Genomic DNA, 21,435 nt, shown 5'->3' with positions numbered 1-21,435 from the left:
GGATTAATGGATGATTGTTAATTACTAAAGTTTCTATTTTATTTAGTTTCTTTCGATAACAATTGCTGAAGCACCACCACCACCATTACAAATAGCAGCTGCACCAATTTTAGCATTGTTTTGTTCTAAAACATTTAGTAAAGTAACAATAATTCTCACACCTGAGCAACCTAGTGGATGTCCTAATGAAACAGCACCTCCATTTACATTGATATTAGAACTATCTAAACCAAGAATTTGTGCATTAGCCAAACCAACAACAGCAAAAGCTTCGTTGAATTCGAAAAAGTCAACATCTTTAATAGAAATACCTGCTTTGTCTAATGCTTTTGGTAAAGCTTTAGCTGGAGCAGTAGTAAACCATTTTGGTTCTTGAGCTGCATCTGCATAACCTTTAATATAGGCTAGGGGAGTTAATCCTAATGCTTTTGCTTTCTCTTCACTCATTAATACTACAGCTGCTGCACCATCATTGATTGTTGAAGCATTTGCCGCTGTTACTGTACCATCTTTTGTAAATACTGCGTTTAAAGTAGGAATTCTATCTAATTTAACATTAGTATATTCTTCATCTTTAGTTACCATGATTGGATCTCCTTTTCTTTGAGGAACTGGAACTGGTACAATTTCATTATCAAATTTTCCAGCTTCCCATGCTTTAGCAGAACGAGTATAAGACTCAATAGCGAAAGCATCTTGTTCTTCTCTTGAAATTTTATATTCTGAAGCACAAAGATCAGCACATACACCCATTGCATTATTATCATATGCATCAGTTAATCCATCTTTTTGCATTCCATCTAACATTGAAGCAGGTCCAAATTTGTACCCATTTCTTAAATGTACATAATGAGGAATCAAACTCATGTTTTCCATACCACCAGCAACAACAATTTCTGCATCATCACTAATAATAGCTTGAGCTCCCTGCATAACAGCTTTCATTCCTGAAGCACACACTTTATTGATTGTAGTACAAGCTACTGTATTTGGAAGTCCAGCAAATAGGGCAGCCTGACGAGCAGGAGCTTGACCTTCGCCAGCTTGCACAACATTCCCCATTAATACTTCATCTACTAATGTAGGATCAAGATTAATCTTACTTAAAGCACCTTTAATAGCAATTGCACCTAGTTGTGGAGCAGGAACTGTAGATAATGCACCCATAAAACTTCCAATTGGAGTTCTTACTGCCGATACGATTACAACTTTCTTATTCATAATTATAGTTCATTGTTTGTTTAAGTTGCGAATTTAACCATTTTAAATAATATATTAAATTAGATTTTGCATTTATGTCAAAAGAATTAGCATAAAATTATTAGTAATAAAATTCCTCTTTTCGCATAATCATCGCTTAATGAAAATTTTCATCTCATTTTTTAAAAAGTATTTCTGAAGCTATATATTTGATTGTTAATGATTTTAAATTTTAATGAAAAAAATATTAAAAATAATCACAAAAATACTTGTGAAATATAGAATGATGACTTAGATTTGCAACCGAAAAAAGAGATACGTTCTTTAAAATATTTGGAGAGGTGCCAGAGTGGTAATGGAGCAGTTTGCTAAACTGTCATCGAGTGATCGGTGCCAGGGTTCGAGTCCCTGTCTCTCCGCATAATTTTGCTTTCGGGGTGTAGCGTAGCCCGGTTATCGCGCCTGCTTTGGGAGCAGGAGGCCGCAGGTTCGAATCCTGCCACCCCGACAAAATTCATTCGATGAATTTTATGACATATTGGTCGCGTAGCTCAGCTGGATAGAGCACCTGCCTTCTAAGCAGGCGGTCATAGGTTCGAATCCTATCGCGATCACAAGAAAAAAGCCACTGAATTTCAGTGGCTTTCTTGTTTTTATAACTTCCCATCAATTGTTTAAACTTCTTTCATCTTCCCACTTCTATTAGATTTATACTCTCTACTAATTCAATCCTTTATTTTATATACTTTAGATATTGAAATAAATAATGATAAATTTAGAGTAAACTCTTAATTCGATTATGGAAAACAATCTCTATACGAAGTACTGGAAGCAATTTCTAAATAGTAAAAATACTCCTGCATCCAAAAAACATGGAGCCTTATGAGGCTTTCCATTTTGGAAGTAAAGAGGATGCTTCAGAAATTGTTAATTTAGTTAAATCAGGTATTAAGACAACCACTTGTTCTTTACAGTGGACCTATGAATTTGATAACAAATCTTTACCTAAACCCGGTGATCAAAGTATAGTTCTTGACGGAAATGAACAACCTGTTTGTATTATTGAAACGTTGACAGTAGAAATTTCAACTCTAGAACAAGTAGATCAACAATTTGCTTATGATGGGGGCGAAGGAGATCGATCACTTTCCGAATGGAGAAAGATATATAAGGAATATATTTCTGAAGAATGTTTACGTATCGGTAAAGAACCAATGATTGGCACTCCGTTAGTTTGCGAGCGTTTTCAAGTCATTTATCTAGAGCCGATAGAATAGTTCTATTCGACTTCAAATAAAGTCAAATAGAACTGTACAATTGCTTAGGCTGATTGATTGATTAAATCTTTTAACTTATTAATATACTGCCCTAAATTTTGTTTATAAAAATACCTTGTTATATATGGTTGAGCCATAAGAAAAAGGAGGTAAGCACCAATTCTTAAAAACAAATCGATATGTTTCCACGAATCATAGGCCGGTATTAAGTTATTTGCCATGGATACCTCCAGCACGATGATAAACATTATAAATATCCTTCTTACATAAAGCACATCTTCCTTTCCGTACTTTTCAAGAATAGTCAATTGATTTTCCAAGTTTGTCTTTATATTTTCTACAAAAGGCTGTTCCATTTTTTTCGTTACTAAATAACTACGATAATAAAAGAATGTCAATAAACATAAAGCAAAAACGGGAGCCCATACGATAGGATTCGTTCTTAGCTCTGGCGTTATTAGATTTGTAACCGTTAGCAAAATAGCTGCTGCTGGCAATAATATGATTTGTCTCCCATATTTAGTTTTTAAATCTTTTAATGGGCCTTTTACCTTTTGAGCCAATATTTCATTCAAATTATAGTTTAGCTCAGAATTTTTCATTGTAGCATTCCAATCTTGTTTAAAATCTTCCAGTTCCATAATTATTAATTTTTAGTAATTTGTCTTAATTTCTCTTTAATTCGGTTCATTTTTACTCTAAGAGTTCCATTGTTAATTCCTAAAATTTCTTCCATATCGTCATATGATTTATCTTCCAAGAATAACATTACAATTGCTTTTTCAATATCATTCAATTGTTCAATAGCAGAATACATTTGTTTAAATTGTTGTTCTTTCTCCATATTAAAATCATCTACTGGAGTTACAATTTTAAAATCCTCAATATCGGAGGTATAAATCCGGTTTTTATCCTTGCGGTATTGAGTAATAGCCACATTTAGCCCTATGCGATAGAGCCAAGTACTGAACTTTGCTTCTCGTCTAAATGTAGGATAGGCTCTCCATAGCTGAATAACAATTTCCTGAAACAAATCTTTCCTGTCATCTTCTGTTTTACCATATAATCGGCAAATTTTAAAAACAAGCAGTTCATTCGTTTTGAGCTCTTGCTCAAAAGTTTGTTGTAGTTCATTATTTTTCAATTGTCTAGTATTTGATATTTATGAGTAGGTCGTAAGAAGAAAATAATGTTACATCAATATCAAACTATTTTTTTATTGACACAGCATTAATATTATAATACCATTCTTAAATACATCATTTGATTTGCATAAATTTATATATTTAGCTTATGAAAAATCTAATTATTCTCTGTATTTTATTGTATAATTCATTTTGTATTGCCCAAAGTACTGTTAAGCCCCAAGACACCTCATTACTTGAGATGACAAAAGCTATTAATAACGGGTATTATCCAAAAGTACATAGTGTTTTAATTGCAAAAGGAAACCAATTATTATATGAAAATTATTTTAATGGTTATACAAATGATTCTCTTCATGATACACGTTCCTCTTTTAAATCAATAACTAGTCTATTAATCGGTATTGCCATAGACAAAGGTTTTATTAGAGATGTAAATCAAAATATTTATCAATATTTCCCCAATAATTTCGCCTTTAGAAATGATTATGAAAAACAGAAAATAACAATCAAAAATTTATTGGAAATGAAGTCTGGTATTGATTGTGAAGAATTTTATGAAACCAAGAACTGTGAAGATGATATGGAACAGAGCAAAGATTGGGTCAATTATTCTTTAAACATTCCAATGAAATATAAGCCTGATGAAGTATGGGCATACAATTCAATTAACCCAATGATTCTAAGCGGAATTATCCGCGTTTCTGCCAATATGTCTGTGATGGACTTTGCTAAAAAATATCTTTTTGAACCACTTGAAATAACTAATTATAGATGGACTGTTGACCCTGCTGGTAACGGTATGACCGCAGGATCATTTTATATTCGTCCTCTTGATATGCTAAAAATAGGGCAGCTCGTACAGAATAATGGTGTCTGGAAAAACCAACAAATCATCTCTAAAAAATGGATTGATGAATCAACTGCTTGCTATACGGCTATCCCCAATTTTTCATTTATGAAATCTAGTAAAAGTAAATCTGGAGATCCACAACCAACTTATTATGGCTATTATTGGTATCGTGAATTATTGAAAACGAAGGACCTGCAATATGATGTCCTTTTTGCTTCGGGTAATGGTGGGCAATATATATTTACAATTAAAGAATTGGATTTAACGGTTGTTTTTACTCAAGGAAACTATGGCTCATATAAAGCAAAACAAGCTTTTGAAATTTTAGAAAAATACATTTTACCTCAATTTAAAACAACTGTACACTAATACGGAATAAAGTTTCTTCTATAGCGTAAAACAATTTTTTTAGTATAAGGAGCTACAATTAAAATTAGGACTAATACAGCCAATGCATAAATCATCATAGTATAATAGTCCATTGAAGAACGTAATGAAACTTGTTGCCCAACGAATTTATTCAGAATTCCTGACGACATACTTTTTGCGGTTAAATTATCTTGTCCATTCAATATGACATTTTGTTGAATCTCTGAAATCCGTTGATTCAACACTGGATTCAAATCATTTATACCTTCTCGAAAAGTATTGTAATGTACACTTTTATTAAACAATTGGTAGTAATTATTAATTGCAACCCCAATACAGAATCCTACAAATCGAAGTGAAATCCCAATAAAAGAAGCATGATTAGAAACAGCAACTGGCACTGATGAAACTGTAAATAATACGATAGGAACAAATAACGATCCTGCGCCTATGCCTTGAACAAATAGAGGAAGCATAAAGTCATTTGAAGATGATACTGATGAAAACAAAAAATATATTTGGATATGGTACAATAATAAACAAGTAAAACCAGCAATTAATATATTCTTGATTGGAGTTCCGTAAAGGATAAATCTTGAGGATAAAAACATTCCCAAAATAGTACCTAAGATATTCGCAAACCAAATTGGAATTAAATGAATTGATCCCAAACCTAATACGGTTTGTAAATAAATATAAGCATAACCTGTAGTTCCTTTAAAGATATAATACAATACCAAAAGCAATAAACCATATCTAAAATTCACATACTTAAATAAGCGTAAATCTACCAGTGGGCGTTTTAGATACAATTGTCGTATTACAAATAAAAACAATACTGTTAGTGAGCCAATTGTCACACGAAAAATTATTGGGCTTTCAAACCAATTTAGCTGTTGTCCATAGATAAAAAAATATCCTATTCCAGAGCAAGCTAATGTATAAAATACATAACTGACCCAATCTACTTGATACAAAGGGAATTTTTTAATAAATCGCACATTATTCGTAATCCATAAAAATAAAATTATACCCGGTATTTCAATAATTATGAGAGCATAAAAAAGAGCACTAAATTCATAGTACTGAAGTAACCAACTACAAAAAATAGCACAAGCAGGTATTGATACCTGAAGTAATCCATAAAATATTGTATACCCAATCACTCTCGCTCTAGTAGAATGTAGTCTAGTGAAAATTAGATTTAAACAAATACTGCAAAACAAAGCACAGACTAATCCTTGTACAAACCTACAGGCCATAAAAAGACTAATATTTTTCGTTCCAGCACAAATTAAATAAGTAGCAGTATTTAAAGTTATTCCGATAAGAAAATATTTTCGGGGCATTAAAAACTTAACGAAACGGGCATCAACAGGAAGAAAAGCGACTAATGCAGCATACATTATCACCACAGAATATTGAACATCACCAGGTTCCATGGCATAATAACCTATTGTTTCATTTGCATTACTAAAATACAGCGCAAATATGCCTAAAGCGGGTAATAATACTAAAAATATAGTAATCCGAATTAACCATTCGGGTACCCATGTTTTAAAAATGGATAAAGTAGTTGTACTCATCTTGATATTATTTACTCACTGAAACATTTGCATTCATTCCTGCAGATAGATAGAGCGTTTTATTTTTATCATCTGTTAATTTGATTCGTACTGGAATCCGTTGGGTAATTTTCACAAAATTACCTGTCGAATTATCAGGCGGAAGTAATGAATATCTTGAACCTGTAGTAGGGGAAAGGGATTCTATTTGTCCATGAAATTCTTCTCCCGGAAAAGCATCTATTGTAATAAGCACTTCTTGTCCGGGTCTAAATGTGCCGACCTGAGTTTCCATGAAATTTGCAGCTATCCATTTTCCTGCATCGTCGTTAACAATGAAAGTTATCGTTTGACCAGGCTGTAATAATTGTCCTTCTTGGATTGTTTTTTTACCTAATCTTCCATTATAAGGAGCTGTAATTACCGTATAATTCACATCCAGTTTGTTCCTATTCAAAATTGCTGCTCTTCTTTTAATTTCCGATAAAGAAGCTTCTCTTTGCACTTTGACATCATTAATTTTCTCAATAGAAGCATTGTATAATTTTAAAGTAGTATGGTATTCCGAAGTAGCAATATCAAGCGCTGTTTTGACATTGTCAAATTGTTGTTGCGTAGTCGATTCTTCTTTCAACAAGTTTTTAAAGCGTAAATATTCTTGCTCTTGTCGTTGCATTTTTGCTTTAGCTGCATCAATTTGAGATTTACTGACTTCTGCATTTCTTTTCTGAGTATTTTCATTTGCATCCAAAACTCTAACTTGAGAATTTGCTGATTCCAAAGCTGCTTCCGCCTCACTTTTATGCAATATATACTCACTATTATCAATAATTAAGAGTGTATCTCCTGTATGTACAATTTGATTATCATGAAAATAGACCTTCTTAATATAACCACCTACTTTAGCATTTATTGGTACTACGTAAGCCTCTACCTGAGCATCATTAGTTTGTTCAAAAAAAATTAAATTCTTAATTATTACTATTCCCCAGATTAATAATCCTCCTATTAAAAGAATGGCAATTCCTTTTGTAGTTCTAATGACAATTTTATCTGTATTGCGTATATCTGTATTCATATTTTCTTTAATTTTTTTTGGATTATAAAATGCCTATTTTTGAAAGTAATTGATAATACTGAACTTGAGCATTTACTTGCGCAGAAGTCAAATCAAATTTGGATTGTAAAAGTTGGGTTTCTGCGTCTAATAAATCCGTTAGCAAGGATTGTTGATTGAAATAACTATTTTTCAATATCCTCAAACTTTCAGTGCTCTGAATAATATTTTTTTGAGACGTTTCAATTCTTTTTAATGCATCAGTATAATGTAAATAAGCCGCATTAACGTTTTGACGAATTTCATCAAATTTAATTTCAAGCCCCATTTTTTGCTGTGTATAAGCAATTGAAGCTTCTTCTCTTCGATGTTTGTTTAAATATAAATTAGAAATCGGTACACTCATTTTAAGACCAACTTGCCCATAACCATACAATGCAATAGCATAGGGATATGATATTCCTTGAGGATAAGTGTAATTATAATTGGAGAATAAACTTATTGTGGGTAAAATGTTACTCTTTACCTGCTTCAAATTCAAGAGACTTAGTTTTTCTTTGACATCGCTAATTTTGTACTCATCCGAATTTTTGAGTGCCAATGCTACATAATCTTCATAGCTCGATAAAACAAAGGGATCATTGAGATGAATACTCTGAGTGTCCAATTCTATTTTTGAATCATCTGGATTACCCATTAAAATATTAAGCTGTTGCGTATATATCGCAATGTTATTTTCAATTTCCGACAGTACCATCTTCTGATTCGAAATTTTCACTTCAGCTCTTAAAACATCACTTTTGAGAACAATCCCATTTTTGTACAAATCCGTTATTTTTTTCAACTCACTATTATTTGAAGTAATTTCTTGTTCAATCAGTAGTTTAAATTGACTGTTTTTGAAAAGCTCGAAGTAATAGATTGTAGCTTTTAATTTGATCGTATTCCCTAATAGATGCTGTTGATGTGTATTCAAATCGTTCTCAACAGATTTTATCTTAATATTTAAATTTGTCTTACCACCATTATATAAATTTAACGCTGTTTCTGCTCCAAATTGGTAGTGTTCATGTACTACAAAATTTTGTCTTGGCGTATGAAATAATCCATTTTCATACACTGGCATATTTGAAACCTGAGAATAATTTCCATTGATATTAATCATCGGAAGTCGATCATCTTTTGCAGCCTTCAATCGTTCGTCTCCTTTGTCAATATTGAGCTGTCCCGCTTTGAGTTCTTTATTATTCAATTCAACTTTACTCCAAATATCCTCTAACGTCAATAAATGATCTCCTGTAGTAAATTCCTGAGCATTCATTGGATTAAAATATAATAGCGCTACAGAGAAATAAAGTAGCAATATCTTATGCTTCATCATTAATTATTTAAATTATGATGCAAAATTATCCCGTTAATAAATTCTTGTTTTTATATAATGAGCCATAATTTTACTAATTTTGGCCATTATGATACATCTTGAGAGAATAAAGAGAGAAATAGACCAGGATCCAAAGACTATTTACATCATGAAAGAGCAACTGGAACAACAATTTCCAGCGCATAAGCATGGTAAAGGAGAGTTGTTATTTGTAACAGGAGGGATTGCTTTTTTAAAGACAGACGATAAGGAATACTATATTCCATCACAACACTATATCTGGATTCCAAGAGGAACTATGCACAATATAAAGCACAATTCATCCGAGATAACAATCCATAGTATCTATTTCGTAGATGAAGATGATTTAAGCCATCCATTTTATGGTAATCTAGGCATTTATCCCGTTAATAAATTATTACAGGAAATGATGCATTTCACAGAGAATTGGCAAGGCAACTTTTCAACTGAAAACTGGCAATATGAATTTTTATTGACCATCAAACACCTATTATGCCGTGTAGGAGGGAAGAAATTTTCCATACAACTTCCAAGAACCGAAGACAAACGTCTGCTGGAAATAACAAAATATATCAATCAACATATTCAGGAATCTTTATCATTATCGGATATTGCTCTTGAATTTGGAATTAGCGTCCGTAATTTAACCCGATTGTTTCAACAAGGATTACATATTTCATTTTTGCAATACGTTAAAATGCTTCGAATTATAAAAGCAATGGACTTATTACAAAAAAACGAAATGAATATTAGTCAGGTAGCCTATCATGTAGGATATTCAAGTATTGCAGCCTTTAGTAACACCTTCCAACAATTAGTGAATATGCGTCCCAGTGATTTTAAACTTCTCAAATAAAATATTACTCAACAGAATCATTCGTATCGGCCACTTGTTTATTCTGCTTTCTAGTAATATAATTTATTACTACCGTAAATAGTATCGTAATTATCAGACCAATACTACAACCCAGAATAACACATCCAACACGTTCTAAAGCTACACTCCAACTTTTATAGCGTTCTTCCTGAATCATAATAATTACAACCGCTGCCAATGCCGATCTTGTTGTATCCGTCAGTCTTAATAAAGTTGTAAATAAAATGACAATAACCACACCAATGGGTACCAATATAATATTAGGAAAATGGAATAAATAGAGTAATAACCCAACGATAGCACCAACAATATTTGCTTTTATGCGATCATAAGCCAGCTTGTTATTTACCTCAGGAGAAAAGACCAATAAGGCGGATACAATAGTCCAAACCATTGGATATTGAGGAAATGAATCATAAAGCACATAGCAAATACAACTTCCAATAGCACACTTCAACATATAAATATAAACCGGCTTCGGTATTGGATAATTTAAGTAGGTCATTTTTATGATTTAGAATAAGTAAATAATACGCTATTTCTTACTCAAAAGTAATTATTATTTTTTCGTTAATTAGATTATATCATCCAATTTATCCTATATTTAAACTTCTATTTACCAAATCACTTTAAAAAAATAATCTATGAAAAAAATCCTTCTTTTTTTATTTATTTTACAATTCAGTTTCATAATTAATGCACAAGATATTAGCGGAAAATGGAATGGCGCTTTAGAAGTTTCCGGAACACAACTACCCCTTATATTTAATGTCACCAAAACACCTCAAGGTTATACTACTACCATGGATAGTCCAATGCAAAAAGCAGAAGGGATTCCTGTTACCGCTACTCATTTTGAAAATTCTACACTCAAACTTGAACTAGTAGATTTTCAAATTGAATACAATGGAACATTGGATGCTAACCAAGATTTCATTGGGACTTTTACACAAGCAGGAAGATCCTTACCTTTAAAGTTAAGTAAAAAAGAGCTTGAATTAATTACTCCAAAACGACCGCAAGAACCTATAAAACCTTATCCTTATTATTCTGAAGAAGTAGTTTTTGAAAATGCAAAAGCCAATGTAAAACTTGCAGGAACACTAACACTTCCACAAAAAGAAGGCAATTTTCCTGTCGTAATTTTAATTAGCGGAAGTGGTCCACAAAATAGAGATGAAGAATTATTAGGACACAAACCCTTTCTTGTAATTTCAGATTACCTTACCCGCAATGGAATCGCTGTACTCCGTTATGACGATAGAGGAGTAGGGCAATCTACCGGAGATTTTAAAACTTGTACTTCTCAAGATTTTGCAACTGATACTGAGGCAGCGATACAATATTTATTGACTCGAAAAGAAATCAACAAGAAAAAAATTGGATTAATCGGTCATAGTGAAGGTGGGCTTATTGCTCAAATTGTTGCCGCAAATTCAAAAAATGTTGCATTCATTGTTTCCCTAGCAGGAGTGGGAGTCAATGGAGCGGATCTTTTATTAACTCAAAACAGGTTAATAGGTAAAGCTTCGGGAATGAGTGATGAAGATTTAGAAAAAGCACAATCAATCAATAGCTGTGCTTATCAAGCAATACAGAAAAAACAGGATAACAAGGCCTTAGAAATTGAACTAAAGGGTTGTTTAAAAAAAGTCATAGACAATCTACCTGCTTCGCAAAAAACAGCCGATTTCAAAGAAGATGAATTCATAAAAGAGCAAATTCAAGAATTAGTAACTCCGTGGATGAAATATTTTATCCAATACCGTCCAGATGTTTATCTAAAAAAAATCAAATGTCCAGTCCTTGCTTTGAATGGAGAAAAAGATTTGCAAGTAGAACCTAAAGCAAATCTAGCGGCTATAAAAAAATGGGTAGAAAGTAATGGAAATAAAAAATGTGCGATAAAAGAACTTCCAAACTTAAATCATCTATTTCAAGAATGTAAAACTGGGGCACCATCTGAATACAGCACAATTGAACAAACATTCTCTCCAATTGCGTTAAATGAAATTTCAACTTGGATACAAAAACAAATATAATAAGCTTATAAACAACGAATAGTATGTTCTACTATTCGTTGTTTTCCTATATCATTGCTCATAAGTAACACAAACACAAAACATTGGCATGATTTATGTCTTATCTGCATAAATGTTATTATATGAGAAAGAATACAATTTCATTTTGCAATGAAATATTCTTTTAACAAAAAACATTTTTCTTACATTTGTAATCATGAAATGGTACTTAATCTTTTTATCTGTTTATATCCTATCCTTGGCCTGCATTCCTTGTGCAGATGCTCATGGTATAGAGATTTCTACAACAGAACAAAGTTCGATTAAGAAACATGATATTGAACAACACATGGATGTGGACAGCTGCTCACCTTTTTGCATCTGTAACTGTTGTGGAAGTCCTATATTTAATTCCATTCAATTTTTTACTTTTGATTTGAAAGAATCTAATGCGGTAATTACTAAAAAATTATCGGATTATCAATTTGTATTCTCTTCCAATTTCTATGCTAGCATCTGGCAACCGCCACAACTATAAATAAGGAAACCCGAGCGATCGGGTCGAGGCTTTGTGACTATACGTCACACTATTAACAGTACATTTATACTTTGTACTGTAGTTCCAATCCTTTCTATAGTTAAAAAATATGTTAGATAAAATCATACATTTTAGTATCAATAATAAATTTATTATTGGACTATTTACAGTAGCCTTAATCGCTGTAGGTAGTTATTCACTAAGCAATTTACCGATTGACGCCCTACCTGATATTACCAATAATCAGGTACAAATCATCACAACATCACCTACTTTGGCAACACCAGAAGTAGAAAAATTCATTACATATCCAATTGAATTAGCCGTAAAACCGATTCCAAAAATTGTCGAAATGCGTTCGATCAGTCGTTTTGGACTAAGTGTTATTACAGTGGTATTTGAGGAAAAAGTAGATATTTATTGGGCAAGAGCACAAATATCTGAACGATTAAAAGAAGCCGAAAGTTTATTGCCAAAAGGAGTAGGAAGACCCGAATTGGCTCCTGTAAGTACAGGTTTAGGAGAAATCTACCAATACGTAGTTTTTCCAGAAAAAGGTTTTGAAGAGAAATACGATGCAACCGAATTAAGAACCATACAAGACTGGATTATTCGTCCACAATTAATTGGTACAAAAGGCGTAGCAGAAGTAAATACATTAGGTGGTTACTTAAAGCAATATGAAATTGCTGTAGAACCTAATAAATTGAAGAGCATGAATACCACTATTGCAGAAATTTTTGATGCATTAGAACTTAACAATGAAAATACCGGAGGTGCCTATATTGATAAAAAACCATATGCTTATTTCATTCGTGGAATTGGTATGGTCAATGGTATCGATGATATTAATAAAATTGTTGTAAAGAATCAAAATGGTATTCCGATTCTTGTACGCGATGTTGCTACTGTTCAAATGGGTAGTAGTTTACGCTATGGTGCTGTTACCAAAGATGGAAAAGGAGAAGAAGTGAGTGGAATGGTTATGATGTTAAAAGGCGAAAACAGTGCCGAGGTAGTCAAGCTCGTTAAAACAAAAATGGAGCAAATTAAAAAATCATTGCCCGAAGGAGTTTCAATAGAACCATTCATGGATCGTACCAAATTAGTGGACAGAGCCATTAGTACCGTACAAACAAATTTAATTGAAGGAGCACTGATTGTTATCTTTATATTAGTTCTTTTATTAGGAAACTGGAGAGCAGGACTAGTTGTTGCCTCAGTTATACCACTATCATTACTTTTTGCAATTAGCATGATGAAGTTTTTTGGTGTCAGTGGAAACTTAATGAGTTTAGGAGCAATCGATTTTGGATTAATTGTGGATGGGGCTGTAATTATCGTTGAAGCCATTATTCATCGACTCCAGACCAGTACCAAAGGAAAACTTACCACGCAAGAAATGAATGATGAAGTTTATGGAGCAGCATCAAAAATAAGAAGCAGTGCTGCCTTTGGTGAAATTATCATCTTAATCGTTTATTTACCAATTTTAGCATTAGTAGGTATTGAAGGAAAAATGTTCGGCCCAATGGCACAAACAGTATCTTTTGCCATATTAGGAGCATTTTTACTATCTCTGACTTATGTTCCAATGATGACTTCATTAGTACTGAAGAAACAAACAGGTCATAAACCTAATTTCAGTGATAAAATCATCAATACATTACAACGTTTCTATGAACCAATTTTAGAAAAAGCATTACAAATGAAACGTCTTATCCTTGGAGTAGCCTTAGCGCTATTTGTAGGAGCATTATTATTGTTCAATACATTAGGAGGAGAATTTATTCCAACATTAGACGAAGGAGATATTGCAACCCATCTTATTATTGCCTCAGGGAGTTCATTGTCACAAGAAGTTGAAGCAACTACAAAAGCAGAACAAATTTTAAAATCTAAATTTCCAGAAGTAAAAATGATTGTTAGTAAAATTGGTAGTGCAGAGATCCCAACTGATCCAATGCCTATTGAAGCTGCCGATATGATCATCTTGCTGAAAGATAAAAAGGAATGGACTTCTGCCAAAACCAAAGAAGAGTTAATGGAAAAAATGGAAGAAGCATTGGAAGATATTCCGGGTGCCTCAACCGAATTCTCTCAACCGATTCAAATGCGTTTCAACGAACTAATGACAGGTGTACGAAGTGATGTTGCTATCAAAATTTTTGGTGAAGACATTGACATGTTGGCCAGTAAAGGAGATGAAGTACTGCAATTGATTCAAGGTATTAAAGGAGTTACAGATGCAAAATCTGAAAGAGTTACTGGTTTACCACAAATTACAGTACGTTACAATAAAGACAAATTAGCCTTATATGGGTTAAATGTTGGTGATTTGAATAAAGTAATTCGTGTAGGTTTTGCAGGTGAAGCAACCGGAGTTGTTTATGAAGGTGAAAAACGTTTTGATATGGTTGTTCGTCTGACAAAAGACAGTCGTCAGGATATCAATAACCTAAAAACGCTGTTTGTTACTTTACCATCTGGAAATCAAATCCCATTAGAACAAGTAGCCGATATTGATTTTGAAGCAGGACCAATGCAGATTAGCCGTGAAGATGGAAAACGTCGTATTGTAATTGGGTTTAATGTTCGTGGAGCCGATGTAAAAAGTGTTGTCGAAGAAATTCAAATTAAACTAGACGAAAATCTGAAATTACCTCCAGGATATTATACAACTTATGGTGGACAATTTGAAAATCTAAAAGAAGCCAGTGCTCGACTAAGTATTGCAGTACCGATAGCTTTAGCTTTAATTTTCATCTTATTATTTTTCACCTTTAAATCAGTAAAACAATCATTATTAATATTTACTGCAATTCCATTATCAGCCATTGGAGGTGTTTTAGCTTTATGGTTACGTGACATGCCATTTAGTATTTCCGCAGGTGTTGGTTTCATTGCACTCTTTGGTGTAGCAGTACTTAATGGAATTGTCCTCATAGGCTATTTTAATCAACTAAAACAAGAAGGTATGGAAGATATCGTTGAACGAATAAAAGTAGGAACTAGAGTGCGTCTAAGACCTGTTATCATGACTGCTGCTGTAGCCTCATTAGGTTTCATGCCGATGGCCTTAAGTCATACTGCAGGAGCTGAAGTTCAAAAACCTTTGGCAACGGTTGTAATTGGTGGATTAATTACTGCTACAATACTGACGCTAATCGTTTTACCTATTCTATATTATTATTTTGAAAAAGGAATGAAAGGAAATAAAAAAAGAATCACATCAATTGCTTCTATTATAGCATTAACTTTTATGACATTCAATGCTAATGCACAAACAGTTCCGCAAAACATCTCTCTTGAACAAGCCATAAACTTAGGATTAAAAAACAATCCTTTGATTGAAGCGACCTCTTTAGAACATAAAATGCAGGTGCAGTTAAAAGGAACAGCTTATGAGCTACCGAAAACAGATTTTTCTGGAACTTTTGGACAAATTAATACCCAAGCAAAAGATCTCAATGTAAGTGTATCACAAAGCTTTAATCCTTTTCAGTTTAGTGCGAAAAGAAAAGTTTTAGATGAGAATAGCAATAGTAGTGCTTTGAAGTTGGCGATGACAAAACAAGAAATGACTTTTAATATTCGTCAGTCATGGAATGCCATGTTGTATTACTTAAAACTAAACACCTTCTTAGAAGAACAAAATAAACTGATGGAACAGTTTGTGAAATCAGCTACATTGAAATATAAAACAGGTGAAACTAATTTATTAGAACAAACTACAGCGGTAGTGAAACAACAAGAACTTGTACAACAAATCAAACAAAACGAAGCTTTATTGTATGTTGAGAAATTAAAATTAAAAACATTGATTCATACCCGTGCTGATTTTATGCCTTTGGATACTTCATTTGTTGCCTTACCGCAAATGGCTTTAAAAGATAGTACTGCTTTAAAACAGAATGCTACATTACAACTTGCTAATCAGAAAATTGATTTAGCAAAAGCCAATAAAAAAGCAGATCAATCCCTTTTATATCCAGATTTAACTTTAGGATATGCCATCCAATCGATGAAAGGAGCACAAGAAGTAAGCGGACAGACAATAATCTATGATAGTGCTTTGCGCTTTCAAGGATTTACAGCTGGATTATCCATTCCAATATTTGCAGGAAGTACCGTTTCTAAAATAAAAGCTGCAAAAATTGGTATTGAGCGTGAAGAAAAAAATGCTGAGTATTTAGAGTCTCAATTAAAAAGTCAATATACCCAACAAATAGAACAATTAGAGACTTTTGAGGACTTAATTAAATACTATGAATCTTCCGCATTACCCAATGCAAAAAGCATTATCACCAATGGAAGTAAAGGATACAATAGTGGTAGCATTTCTTATGTAGAATACATCCAAAGCTTAGAAACAGCTTTAGGAATCCATACTAACTATATCAAAGCGGTCAATAATTTTAATCAAACCGTAATCAATTTACACTATTTATTGAATCAATAATTCAACATCCAATGAAAAAAATAAATATAATATACGCAGTCCTAATCGGAGCTATTATCCTCACAGTAATTCTTTATTTCTCTTTCCGTCACGTTGAAGGAGATGGACATGATCATGGTGAGAAAAAAGAATCCGTAGCAAAAGAAGAATCTGTAGCCCATAAAGAAGTTTCATTAAACGAAGCACAATACAAAGCTGCAGAAGTAGCGATAGGTGGATTTGAAATGAAAAATCTAAGTGAGGTTATTAACGCAAATGGATATACGAAGTTACCACCTCAAAATCAAGCAGATGTATCAGTATACATGGCGGGTATTGTAAAATCAATTAATGTAATTGAAGGAGAATTTGTCAAAAAGGGACAAACATTAGGAACTATTGAAAGTTTAGAATTTACCCAATTGCAAGAAGCTTATATAACTGCCAAAAGTAATTTGGAGTATCTCACTTTAGAATTTAACCGACAAAAAATATTAAGTGATGAAAATGTAAATGCAAGGAAGATTTTTGAAAAAACAAAATCTGATTTTCAAATAGAAAAAGCTAGATTAAATTCATTACAAAAACAATTAAGCATTCTGAACATCAACAATGTAGACAAAGTAGTATCTACCATTCCTGTTTTAGCGCCAATTTCTGGTTACATAACAGAAATCAATATCAAGTTAGGTAGTAATGCCGTTCCAGGTACGCCTATTTTTAATATTGTAGACAATACCAAAATGCACGTAGATTTATTAGTTTATGAAAAAGATTTGCAAAAGGTAAAACCAGGTCAAACAATTCAGTTTGTATTGACGAATCAAGATAATACCGAAATAAAAGGAAAAGTTTTTAGTGTCGGAAAAGCATTTGAAAATGAAACAAAGTCCGTTGCCGTACATGCCGATATTATCAATGATAAACAAATTCTAATACCTGGTATGTATGTGAATGCATTAATTGATATCGGAACTAATAAAGTTCCAGCATTGCCAATTGAATCGGTAATAAAAGCTGATGGTAGAGAATTTATCTTTATTTTAGAGGAAGAAAATGATGATGAACATGCTGATGAAAAAGGAAAAGAAAAAAGCTTCCATTTTGAAAGAATTGAAGTAAAAAGTGGAACTTCACAACTAGGGTATGTTCAGGTTACGCCGCTTCAAAAATTAGAGCCTAATGCTAAAATTGTTTTGAAAGGAGCCTACTACTTACAAAGTCATTTACTGAAAAGTGAAGGCGGTGGAGGTCACTCACATTAATAAGAATTCCTAATTCAGAACAAGTATTTTGCTTGTTCTGAATTAAAAAAATAAGCTTTTCAAATTTGATTTTTGGCGGCTACTATTTTGTCTCAATCAAATAGGTCAAGTAATTACAAATATTAAAAAACTTATATTATGTCAGAACATTGTCAATCAGGTCAATGTGGGGAAGGATCCCAACAAACCTTTTTTAAAAATTATAAAGAATGGTTTCCAGTTACATTAAGTTTTATCATTTTCATAATTGGAATAATTCTAGACCGCAATAAAGTTGCTTTTTTTACAGGAAATATTCGTTTAATTCTTTTTGGAATATCCTTTCTATTAGTAGGTGGCCCTGTAATTATGCAAGCCATCAAAAGTATTGGTAAAGGACAAGTATTTACGGAATTCTTTTTAATGTCGATTGCAACCATAGGAGCATTCATCATTGGGGAATATCCTGAGGGCGTCGCTGTTATGTTATTTTACACTGTTGGTGAATTAGTGCAGGAAGCTGCTGTAAATCGCTCAAAACGCAATATACAAGCCTTATTGGATGTACGTCCAGACACTGTAAATGTTATTCGCAATAATACTATTGAAAATGTAAAAGCAGAGTCCGTTTCTGTTGGCGAAGTTATACAAGCAAAAGTAGGAGAGAAGATTGCTTTAGATGGAATCTTATTATCTTCTTCTGGAAGTTTCAATACTGCTGCACTAACAGGAGAAAGTCAACCAGATACTAAACGCCAAGGTGAAACAGTTCTAGCGGGAATGATCAATCTTCAATCCGTTGTCGATATCAAGGTTACTAGCGCTTACACAGACAGTAAGCTGTCGAAAATATTACAAATGGTACAGGATGCTACCAGTCGTAAATCGAAAACGCAGCAATTCATTACAAAATTTGCAGCCATATACACACCTATAGTTGTAGTATTAGCCATATTACTTTGTGTAGTCCCTTATTTTGTAGTTAGTGATTATGTTTTTAGAGATTGGTTGTACCGTGCTTTAGTCTTTCTAGTAGTATCTTGTCCTTGTGCGTTGGTTATTTCTATACCATTAGGTTATTTTGGAGGAATAGGTGCAGCTAGTAAAAATGGTATTTTATTTAAAGGTGCTACTTTCCTAGATACTATGGCTACAATTCAAGCTGTAGTAATGGATAAAACAGGTACATTGACTAAAGGTGTTTTTAAAGTTCAAAAAGTTGTAGCAGTTGATGTTCCCGAACAAGAATTAATACAATATACCGCTGCTTTGGAAACTAAATCTACACATCCAGTAGGAACAGCTATTATTCAGCATGCCAATGGTACAGAAAAGAATAGTACAGTCATTGATGTGAAAGAAATTGCTGGTCATGGACTAATGGGTACCGTAGATGGAAAAACTATTGTGGCGGGGAATTTAAAACTAATGAAAAAGCTTGCTATACAATTTGATCCTGAAATCGAAAAGATTCCTTTCACTATTATTGTAGTTGCGATAAATAATAAATATGCTGGTTACTTTCTGATTGCTGATGAAATAAAAGAAGATGCCAAACAAACCATTGAAAGTTTACATCGTATTGGAGTGAAAACTGTAATGCTATCTGGTGATAAACAAGCTGTTGTTACTGCTGTAGCAAAAGAACTGAACATTGATGAAGCTTATGGTGATTTACTTCCCGAAAATAAGGTAGAAAAAGTAGAAGCCTTAAAAGCACAAGGATTGAGATTAGCCTTTGTAGGAGATGGAGTAAACGATGCTCCAGTTATAGCTTTAGCAGATGCGGGAATTGCAATGGGAGGTTTAGGTAGTGATGCTACTATTGAAACTGCTGATATTGTAATACAAAACGATCAGCCATTAAAGATATTCACTTCTATAAATATTGGACAAAAAACGAAGAAAATTGTAGTTCAGAATATCACTTTAGCCTTCGTAGTAAAAGCTATAGTATTAGTATTAGGTGCTGGTGGATTAGCTTCTATGTGGGAAGCCGTATTTGCCGATGTAGGTGTGGCTCTGATAGCCATATTAAATGCTGTAAGAATTCAGAGAATGAAATTTTAAAAAAAAATAAACAAAAAAGCCCGACAAAATATATTATTTCGTCGGGCTTTACGTTTTATCTAATTATAATTATTAAATTGAGCCAAAACACTGTTTGAGACCCTACATGCCATTATGAAAAATCTAATCATTATTAGTTTTGTATTTCTCACTGCCTATACTTCAAAAGGGCAGTCTCATACAAAACAAAACAAAAATTCACCCGTAAAAACCGTTCCAAAAAAATTCTTAGATATAAATAACGTCAATGATACCACATTTGTAAACCTAAAAAATTACAATGATGATTTCATTTATGATATGAAATATGCTACAACAGATAATTTTTTGAAAACCGCTGTCTATGATTGTGCTGAATGTTACTTACGAGCAAAGACTGTCAAAGCATTAATTAAAGCCAATAAAGATTTTTTGGACAAAGGATATTTAATTAAAATCTGGGATTGTTATCGCCCTTTGGATGTGCAAAAAAGAATGTGGGAAATAGTACCACATACCAATTATGTTGCCAGTCCTACAAAAGGATCAATTCACAATAGAGGAGGAGCTGTAGATATTACATTGGTCAATTCTGATGGATATGAAGTTGATATGGGAACGCCATTTGATTATTTTGACATCAAGGCACACCACGATTATAAAGGCCTTGCTAAAGACATCTTATTGCGTCGCAAATTATTAAAAGAAATAATGCAACAAAATGGATTTACTCTCATAAGTACAGAATGGTGGCATTACGATTTAATTGGATCTAAAAACAATAAAATTTCAAACTTTAAATGGGATTGTAAATAAACTACATCACACATTTTAAATAATTCATGAAATATTTTTCAGGTTCTGTTTTTGTTTTTGTCAATTCAGAATCTAATTCCTTTTTGATAATATAATCCACTGTCTCTGTTGCGTATTTGATACGCATCAAGGTAATTGGATATTTTTTTAAATCTTCAAAATCATTCTTCATGAACAAGAATGTTGCTGTAGTAACTCTTAGATTGTTTTGGTTGTCGCCATCTCTTAAATAATTACCACAATTTTCTTCTTCTGAATGAATTAGAGTATATATTTTCCCATTACTCAACTGGAAATAAATTTTAGAATTACGGTCCAAACAATTTGCTAAGATAAAATCTTTACTTTTTTGAAGATTTTGAACACTTAATACAGGTATTCCTTCCGTATTCACTAAAGAGAAGAATATATATTTTGAGGTATTCCCAAATATCTTTTCACTTACTAAATATTCTTTTGTCGCCTTAATGTTCTCCACCGAGTCATTTACTTGATAACTGTAATCACAAGGTGCTTGTGCTAATGTGCTGATACTAAAAGAAAAAAACGCAAGTAAAATTAGATATTTCATTATTGGAGGA

17 protein-coding genes and 3 tRNA genes are annotated in these 21,435 nt (G+C 32.7%); 12 read left to right on the top strand and 8 right to left on the bottom strand.

From position 1 onward, the window contains the following. Window positions 1-42: 42 nt before the first annotated feature. Complete coding sequence (locus P6733_RS03610) at window positions 43-1,221, bottom strand: acetyl-CoA C-acyltransferase (RefSeq protein ID WP_306350238.1); 1,179 nt, start codon at window positions 1,219-1,221, stop codon at window positions 43-45. Between the two features lie 314 nt (window positions 1,222-1,535). On the opposite strand from P6733_RS03610, the gene P6733_RS03605 reads away from it, so the two are divergent. From P6733_RS03605 to P6733_RS03590, 4 genes are all read left to right on the top strand, one after another. Then, a tRNA-Ser gene (locus P6733_RS03605) sits at window positions 1,536-1,619 on the top strand. A gap of 14 nt (window positions 1,620-1,633) precedes the next feature. After that, window positions 1,634-1,708, top strand: a tRNA-Pro gene (locus P6733_RS03600). A gap of 32 nt (window positions 1,709-1,740) precedes the next feature. Further along, a tRNA-Arg gene (locus tag P6733_RS03595) sits at window positions 1,741-1,814 on the top strand. Between the two features lie 258 nt (window positions 1,815-2,072). Beyond that, the gene (locus P6733_RS03590; protein WP_306350237.1) at window positions 2,073-2,477 is read left to right on the top strand and encodes an ASCH domain-containing protein; all 405 of its coding nucleotides are present in this window, start codon (window positions 2,073-2,075) and stop codon (window positions 2,475-2,477) included. A gap of 44 nt (window positions 2,478-2,521) precedes the next feature. Here the strand turns inward: P6733_RS03590 and P6733_RS03585 are convergent, their stop codons facing one another. After that, window positions 2,522-3,118 (bottom strand): hypothetical protein, encoded by a 597-nt coding sequence (locus P6733_RS03585; RefSeq protein WP_306350236.1) that lies wholly within the window; start codon window positions 3,116-3,118, stop codon window positions 2,522-2,524. 5 nt (window positions 3,119-3,123) lie between these two features. Beyond that, the gene (locus P6733_RS03580) at window positions 3,124-3,621 is read right to left on the bottom strand and encodes an RNA polymerase sigma factor (RefSeq protein WP_306350235.1); all 498 of its coding nucleotides are present in this window, start codon (window positions 3,619-3,621) and stop codon (window positions 3,124-3,126) included. Window positions 3,622-3,770: 149 nt separating this feature from the next. Between P6733_RS03580 and P6733_RS03575 the strand changes: the two genes are divergently transcribed. After that, entirely contained in the window at window positions 3,771-4,844 is a 1,074-nt protein-coding gene (locus P6733_RS03575) for a serine hydrolase domain-containing protein (protein WP_306350234.1), read from the top strand. Here P6733_RS03575 and P6733_RS03570 read toward each other — a convergent pair. The 3 genes from P6733_RS03570 to P6733_RS03560 are packed head-to-tail and all read right to left on the bottom strand — an operon-like array spanning window position 4,841 to window position 8,844. Further along, window positions 4,841-6,430, bottom strand: a complete 1,590-nt coding sequence (locus tag P6733_RS03570) for an MFS transporter (protein WP_306350233.1) — start codon at window positions 6,428-6,430, stop codon at window positions 4,841-4,843. The genes P6733_RS03575 and P6733_RS03570 overlap by 4 nt on opposite strands. A 7-nt stretch (window positions 6,431-6,437) precedes the next feature. Continuing rightward, window positions 6,438-7,487 (bottom strand): HlyD family secretion protein, encoded by a 1,050-nt coding sequence (locus tag P6733_RS03565; RefSeq protein WP_306350232.1) that lies wholly within the window; start codon window positions 7,485-7,487, stop codon window positions 6,438-6,440. Window positions 7,488-7,509: 22 nt separating this feature from the next. Beyond that, on the bottom strand, window positions 7,510-8,844 hold the full coding sequence (locus tag P6733_RS03560) for a TolC family protein (protein ID WP_306350231.1): 1,335 nt from the start codon (window positions 8,842-8,844) through the stop codon (window positions 7,510-7,512). Window positions 8,845-8,935: 91 nt separating this feature from the next. Between P6733_RS03560 and P6733_RS03555 the strand changes: the two genes are divergently transcribed. Further along, entirely contained in the window at window positions 8,936-9,724 is a 789-nt protein-coding gene (locus P6733_RS03555) for a helix-turn-helix domain-containing protein (RefSeq protein WP_306350230.1), read from the top strand. A gap of 4 nt (window positions 9,725-9,728) precedes the next feature. On the opposite strand, the gene P6733_RS03550 is transcribed toward P6733_RS03555, so the two are convergent. Next, window positions 9,729-10,250 carry an FUSC family protein gene (locus P6733_RS03550; protein WP_306350229.1) on the bottom strand — a complete coding sequence of 174 codons (522 nt, stop codon included), beginning with the start codon at window positions 10,248-10,250 and terminating at the stop codon, window positions 9,729-9,731. 139 nt (window positions 10,251-10,389) lie between these two features. Between P6733_RS03550 and P6733_RS03545 the strand changes: the two genes are divergently transcribed. The 6 genes from P6733_RS03545 to P6733_RS03520 all read left to right on the top strand — a co-directional run bounded on the left by P6733_RS03545 (window position 10,390) and on the right by P6733_RS03520 (window position 20,854). Next, window positions 10,390-11,787 (top strand): alpha/beta hydrolase family protein, encoded by a 1,398-nt coding sequence (locus tag P6733_RS03545; protein WP_306350228.1) that lies wholly within the window; start codon window positions 10,390-10,392, stop codon window positions 11,785-11,787. A gap of 196 nt (window positions 11,788-11,983) precedes the next feature. After that, window positions 11,984-12,304, top strand: coding sequence for a DUF6660 family protein (locus tag P6733_RS03540; protein WP_306350227.1), 321 nt, complete (start codon window positions 11,984-11,986; stop codon window positions 12,302-12,304). Window positions 12,305-12,413: 109 nt separating this feature from the next. Beyond that, window positions 12,414-16,766 carry a CusA/CzcA family heavy metal efflux RND transporter gene (locus tag P6733_RS03535; protein ID WP_306350226.1) on the top strand — a complete coding sequence of 1,451 codons (4,353 nt, stop codon included), beginning with the start codon at window positions 12,414-12,416 and terminating at the stop codon, window positions 16,764-16,766. An 11-nt stretch (window positions 16,767-16,777) separates the two neighbouring features. Beyond that, window positions 16,778-18,010, top strand: a complete 1,233-nt coding sequence (locus P6733_RS03530) for an efflux RND transporter periplasmic adaptor subunit (protein ID WP_306350225.1) — start codon at window positions 16,778-16,780, stop codon at window positions 18,008-18,010. Between the two features lie 138 nt (window positions 18,011-18,148). Continuing rightward, on the top strand, window positions 18,149-20,059 hold the full coding sequence (locus tag P6733_RS03525) for a heavy metal translocating P-type ATPase (RefSeq protein ID WP_306350224.1): 1,911 nt from the start codon (window positions 18,149-18,151) through the stop codon (window positions 20,057-20,059). A 114-nt stretch (window positions 20,060-20,173) separates the two neighbouring features. Next, complete coding sequence (locus tag P6733_RS03520) at window positions 20,174-20,854, top strand: M15 family metallopeptidase (protein WP_306350223.1); 681 nt, start codon at window positions 20,174-20,176, stop codon at window positions 20,852-20,854. Window position 20,855: 1 nt separating this feature from the next. On the opposite strand, the gene P6733_RS03515 is transcribed toward P6733_RS03520, so the two are convergent. Continuing rightward, window positions 20,856-21,425 (bottom strand): hypothetical protein, encoded by a 570-nt coding sequence (locus P6733_RS03515; RefSeq protein WP_306350222.1) that lies wholly within the window; start codon window positions 21,423-21,425, stop codon window positions 20,856-20,858. Between the last annotated feature and the right edge of the window lie 10 nt (window positions 21,426-21,435).

The sequence above is a fragment of the Flavobacterium aerium genome, assembly GCF_030766725.1.
Taxonomy (GTDB): domain Bacteria; phylum Bacteroidota; class Bacteroidia; order Flavobacteriales; family Flavobacteriaceae; genus Flavobacterium; species Flavobacterium aerium.
This window is presented reverse-complemented; position numbering and strand designations above follow the sequence as displayed.

What these genes read in the sequence shown, in the direction of transcription:
- P6733_RS03565 (WP_306350232.1), bottom strand. Translation starts at nt 7,487, where the DNA reads ATGAATACAGATATACGCAATACAGATAAAATTGTCATTAGAACTACA.
- P6733_RS03535 (WP_306350226.1), top strand. Translation starts at nt 12,414, where the DNA reads ATGTTAGATAAAATCATACATTTTAGTATCAATAATAAATTTATTATT.
- P6733_RS03550 (WP_306350229.1), bottom strand. Translation starts at nt 10,250, where the DNA reads ATGACCTACTTAAATTATCCAATACCGAAGCCGGTTTATATTTATATG.
- P6733_RS03525 (WP_306350224.1), top strand. Translation starts at nt 18,149, where the DNA reads ATGTCAGAACATTGTCAATCAGGTCAATGTGGGGAAGGATCCCAACAA.
- P6733_RS03540 (WP_306350227.1), top strand. Translation starts at nt 11,984, where the DNA reads ATGAAATGGTACTTAATCTTTTTATCTGTTTATATCCTATCCTTGGCC.
- P6733_RS03530 (WP_306350225.1), top strand. Translation starts at nt 16,778, where the DNA reads ATGAAAAAAATAAATATAATATACGCAGTCCTAATCGGAGCTATTATC.
- P6733_RS03590 (WP_306350237.1), top strand. Translation starts at nt 2,073, where the DNA reads ATGGAGCCTTATGAGGCTTTCCATTTTGGAAGTAAAGAGGATGCTTCA.
- P6733_RS03520 (WP_306350223.1), top strand. Translation starts at nt 20,174, where the DNA reads ATGAAAAATCTAATCATTATTAGTTTTGTATTTCTCACTGCCTATACT.
- P6733_RS03560 (WP_306350231.1), bottom strand. Translation starts at nt 8,844, where the DNA reads ATGAAGCATAAGATATTGCTACTTTATTTCTCTGTAGCGCTATTATAT.
- P6733_RS03515 (WP_306350222.1), bottom strand. Translation starts at nt 21,425, where the DNA reads ATGAAATATCTAATTTTACTTGCGTTTTTTTCTTTTAGTATCAGCACA.
- P6733_RS03575 (WP_306350234.1), top strand. Translation starts at nt 3,771, where the DNA reads ATGAAAAATCTAATTATTCTCTGTATTTTATTGTATAATTCATTTTGT.
- P6733_RS03545 (WP_306350228.1), top strand. Translation starts at nt 10,390, where the DNA reads ATGAAAAAAATCCTTCTTTTTTTATTTATTTTACAATTCAGTTTCATA.
- P6733_RS03610 (WP_306350238.1), bottom strand. Translation starts at nt 1,221, where the DNA reads ATGAATAAGAAAGTTGTAATCGTATCGGCAGTAAGAACTCCAATTGGA.
- P6733_RS03570 (WP_306350233.1), bottom strand. Translation starts at nt 6,430, where the DNA reads ATGAGTACAACTACTTTATCCATTTTTAAAACATGGGTACCCGAATGG.
- P6733_RS03585 (WP_306350236.1), bottom strand. Translation starts at nt 3,118, where the DNA reads ATGGAACTGGAAGATTTTAAACAAGATTGGAATGCTACAATGAAAAAT.
- P6733_RS03555 (WP_306350230.1), top strand. Translation starts at nt 8,936, where the DNA reads ATGATACATCTTGAGAGAATAAAGAGAGAAATAGACCAGGATCCAAAG.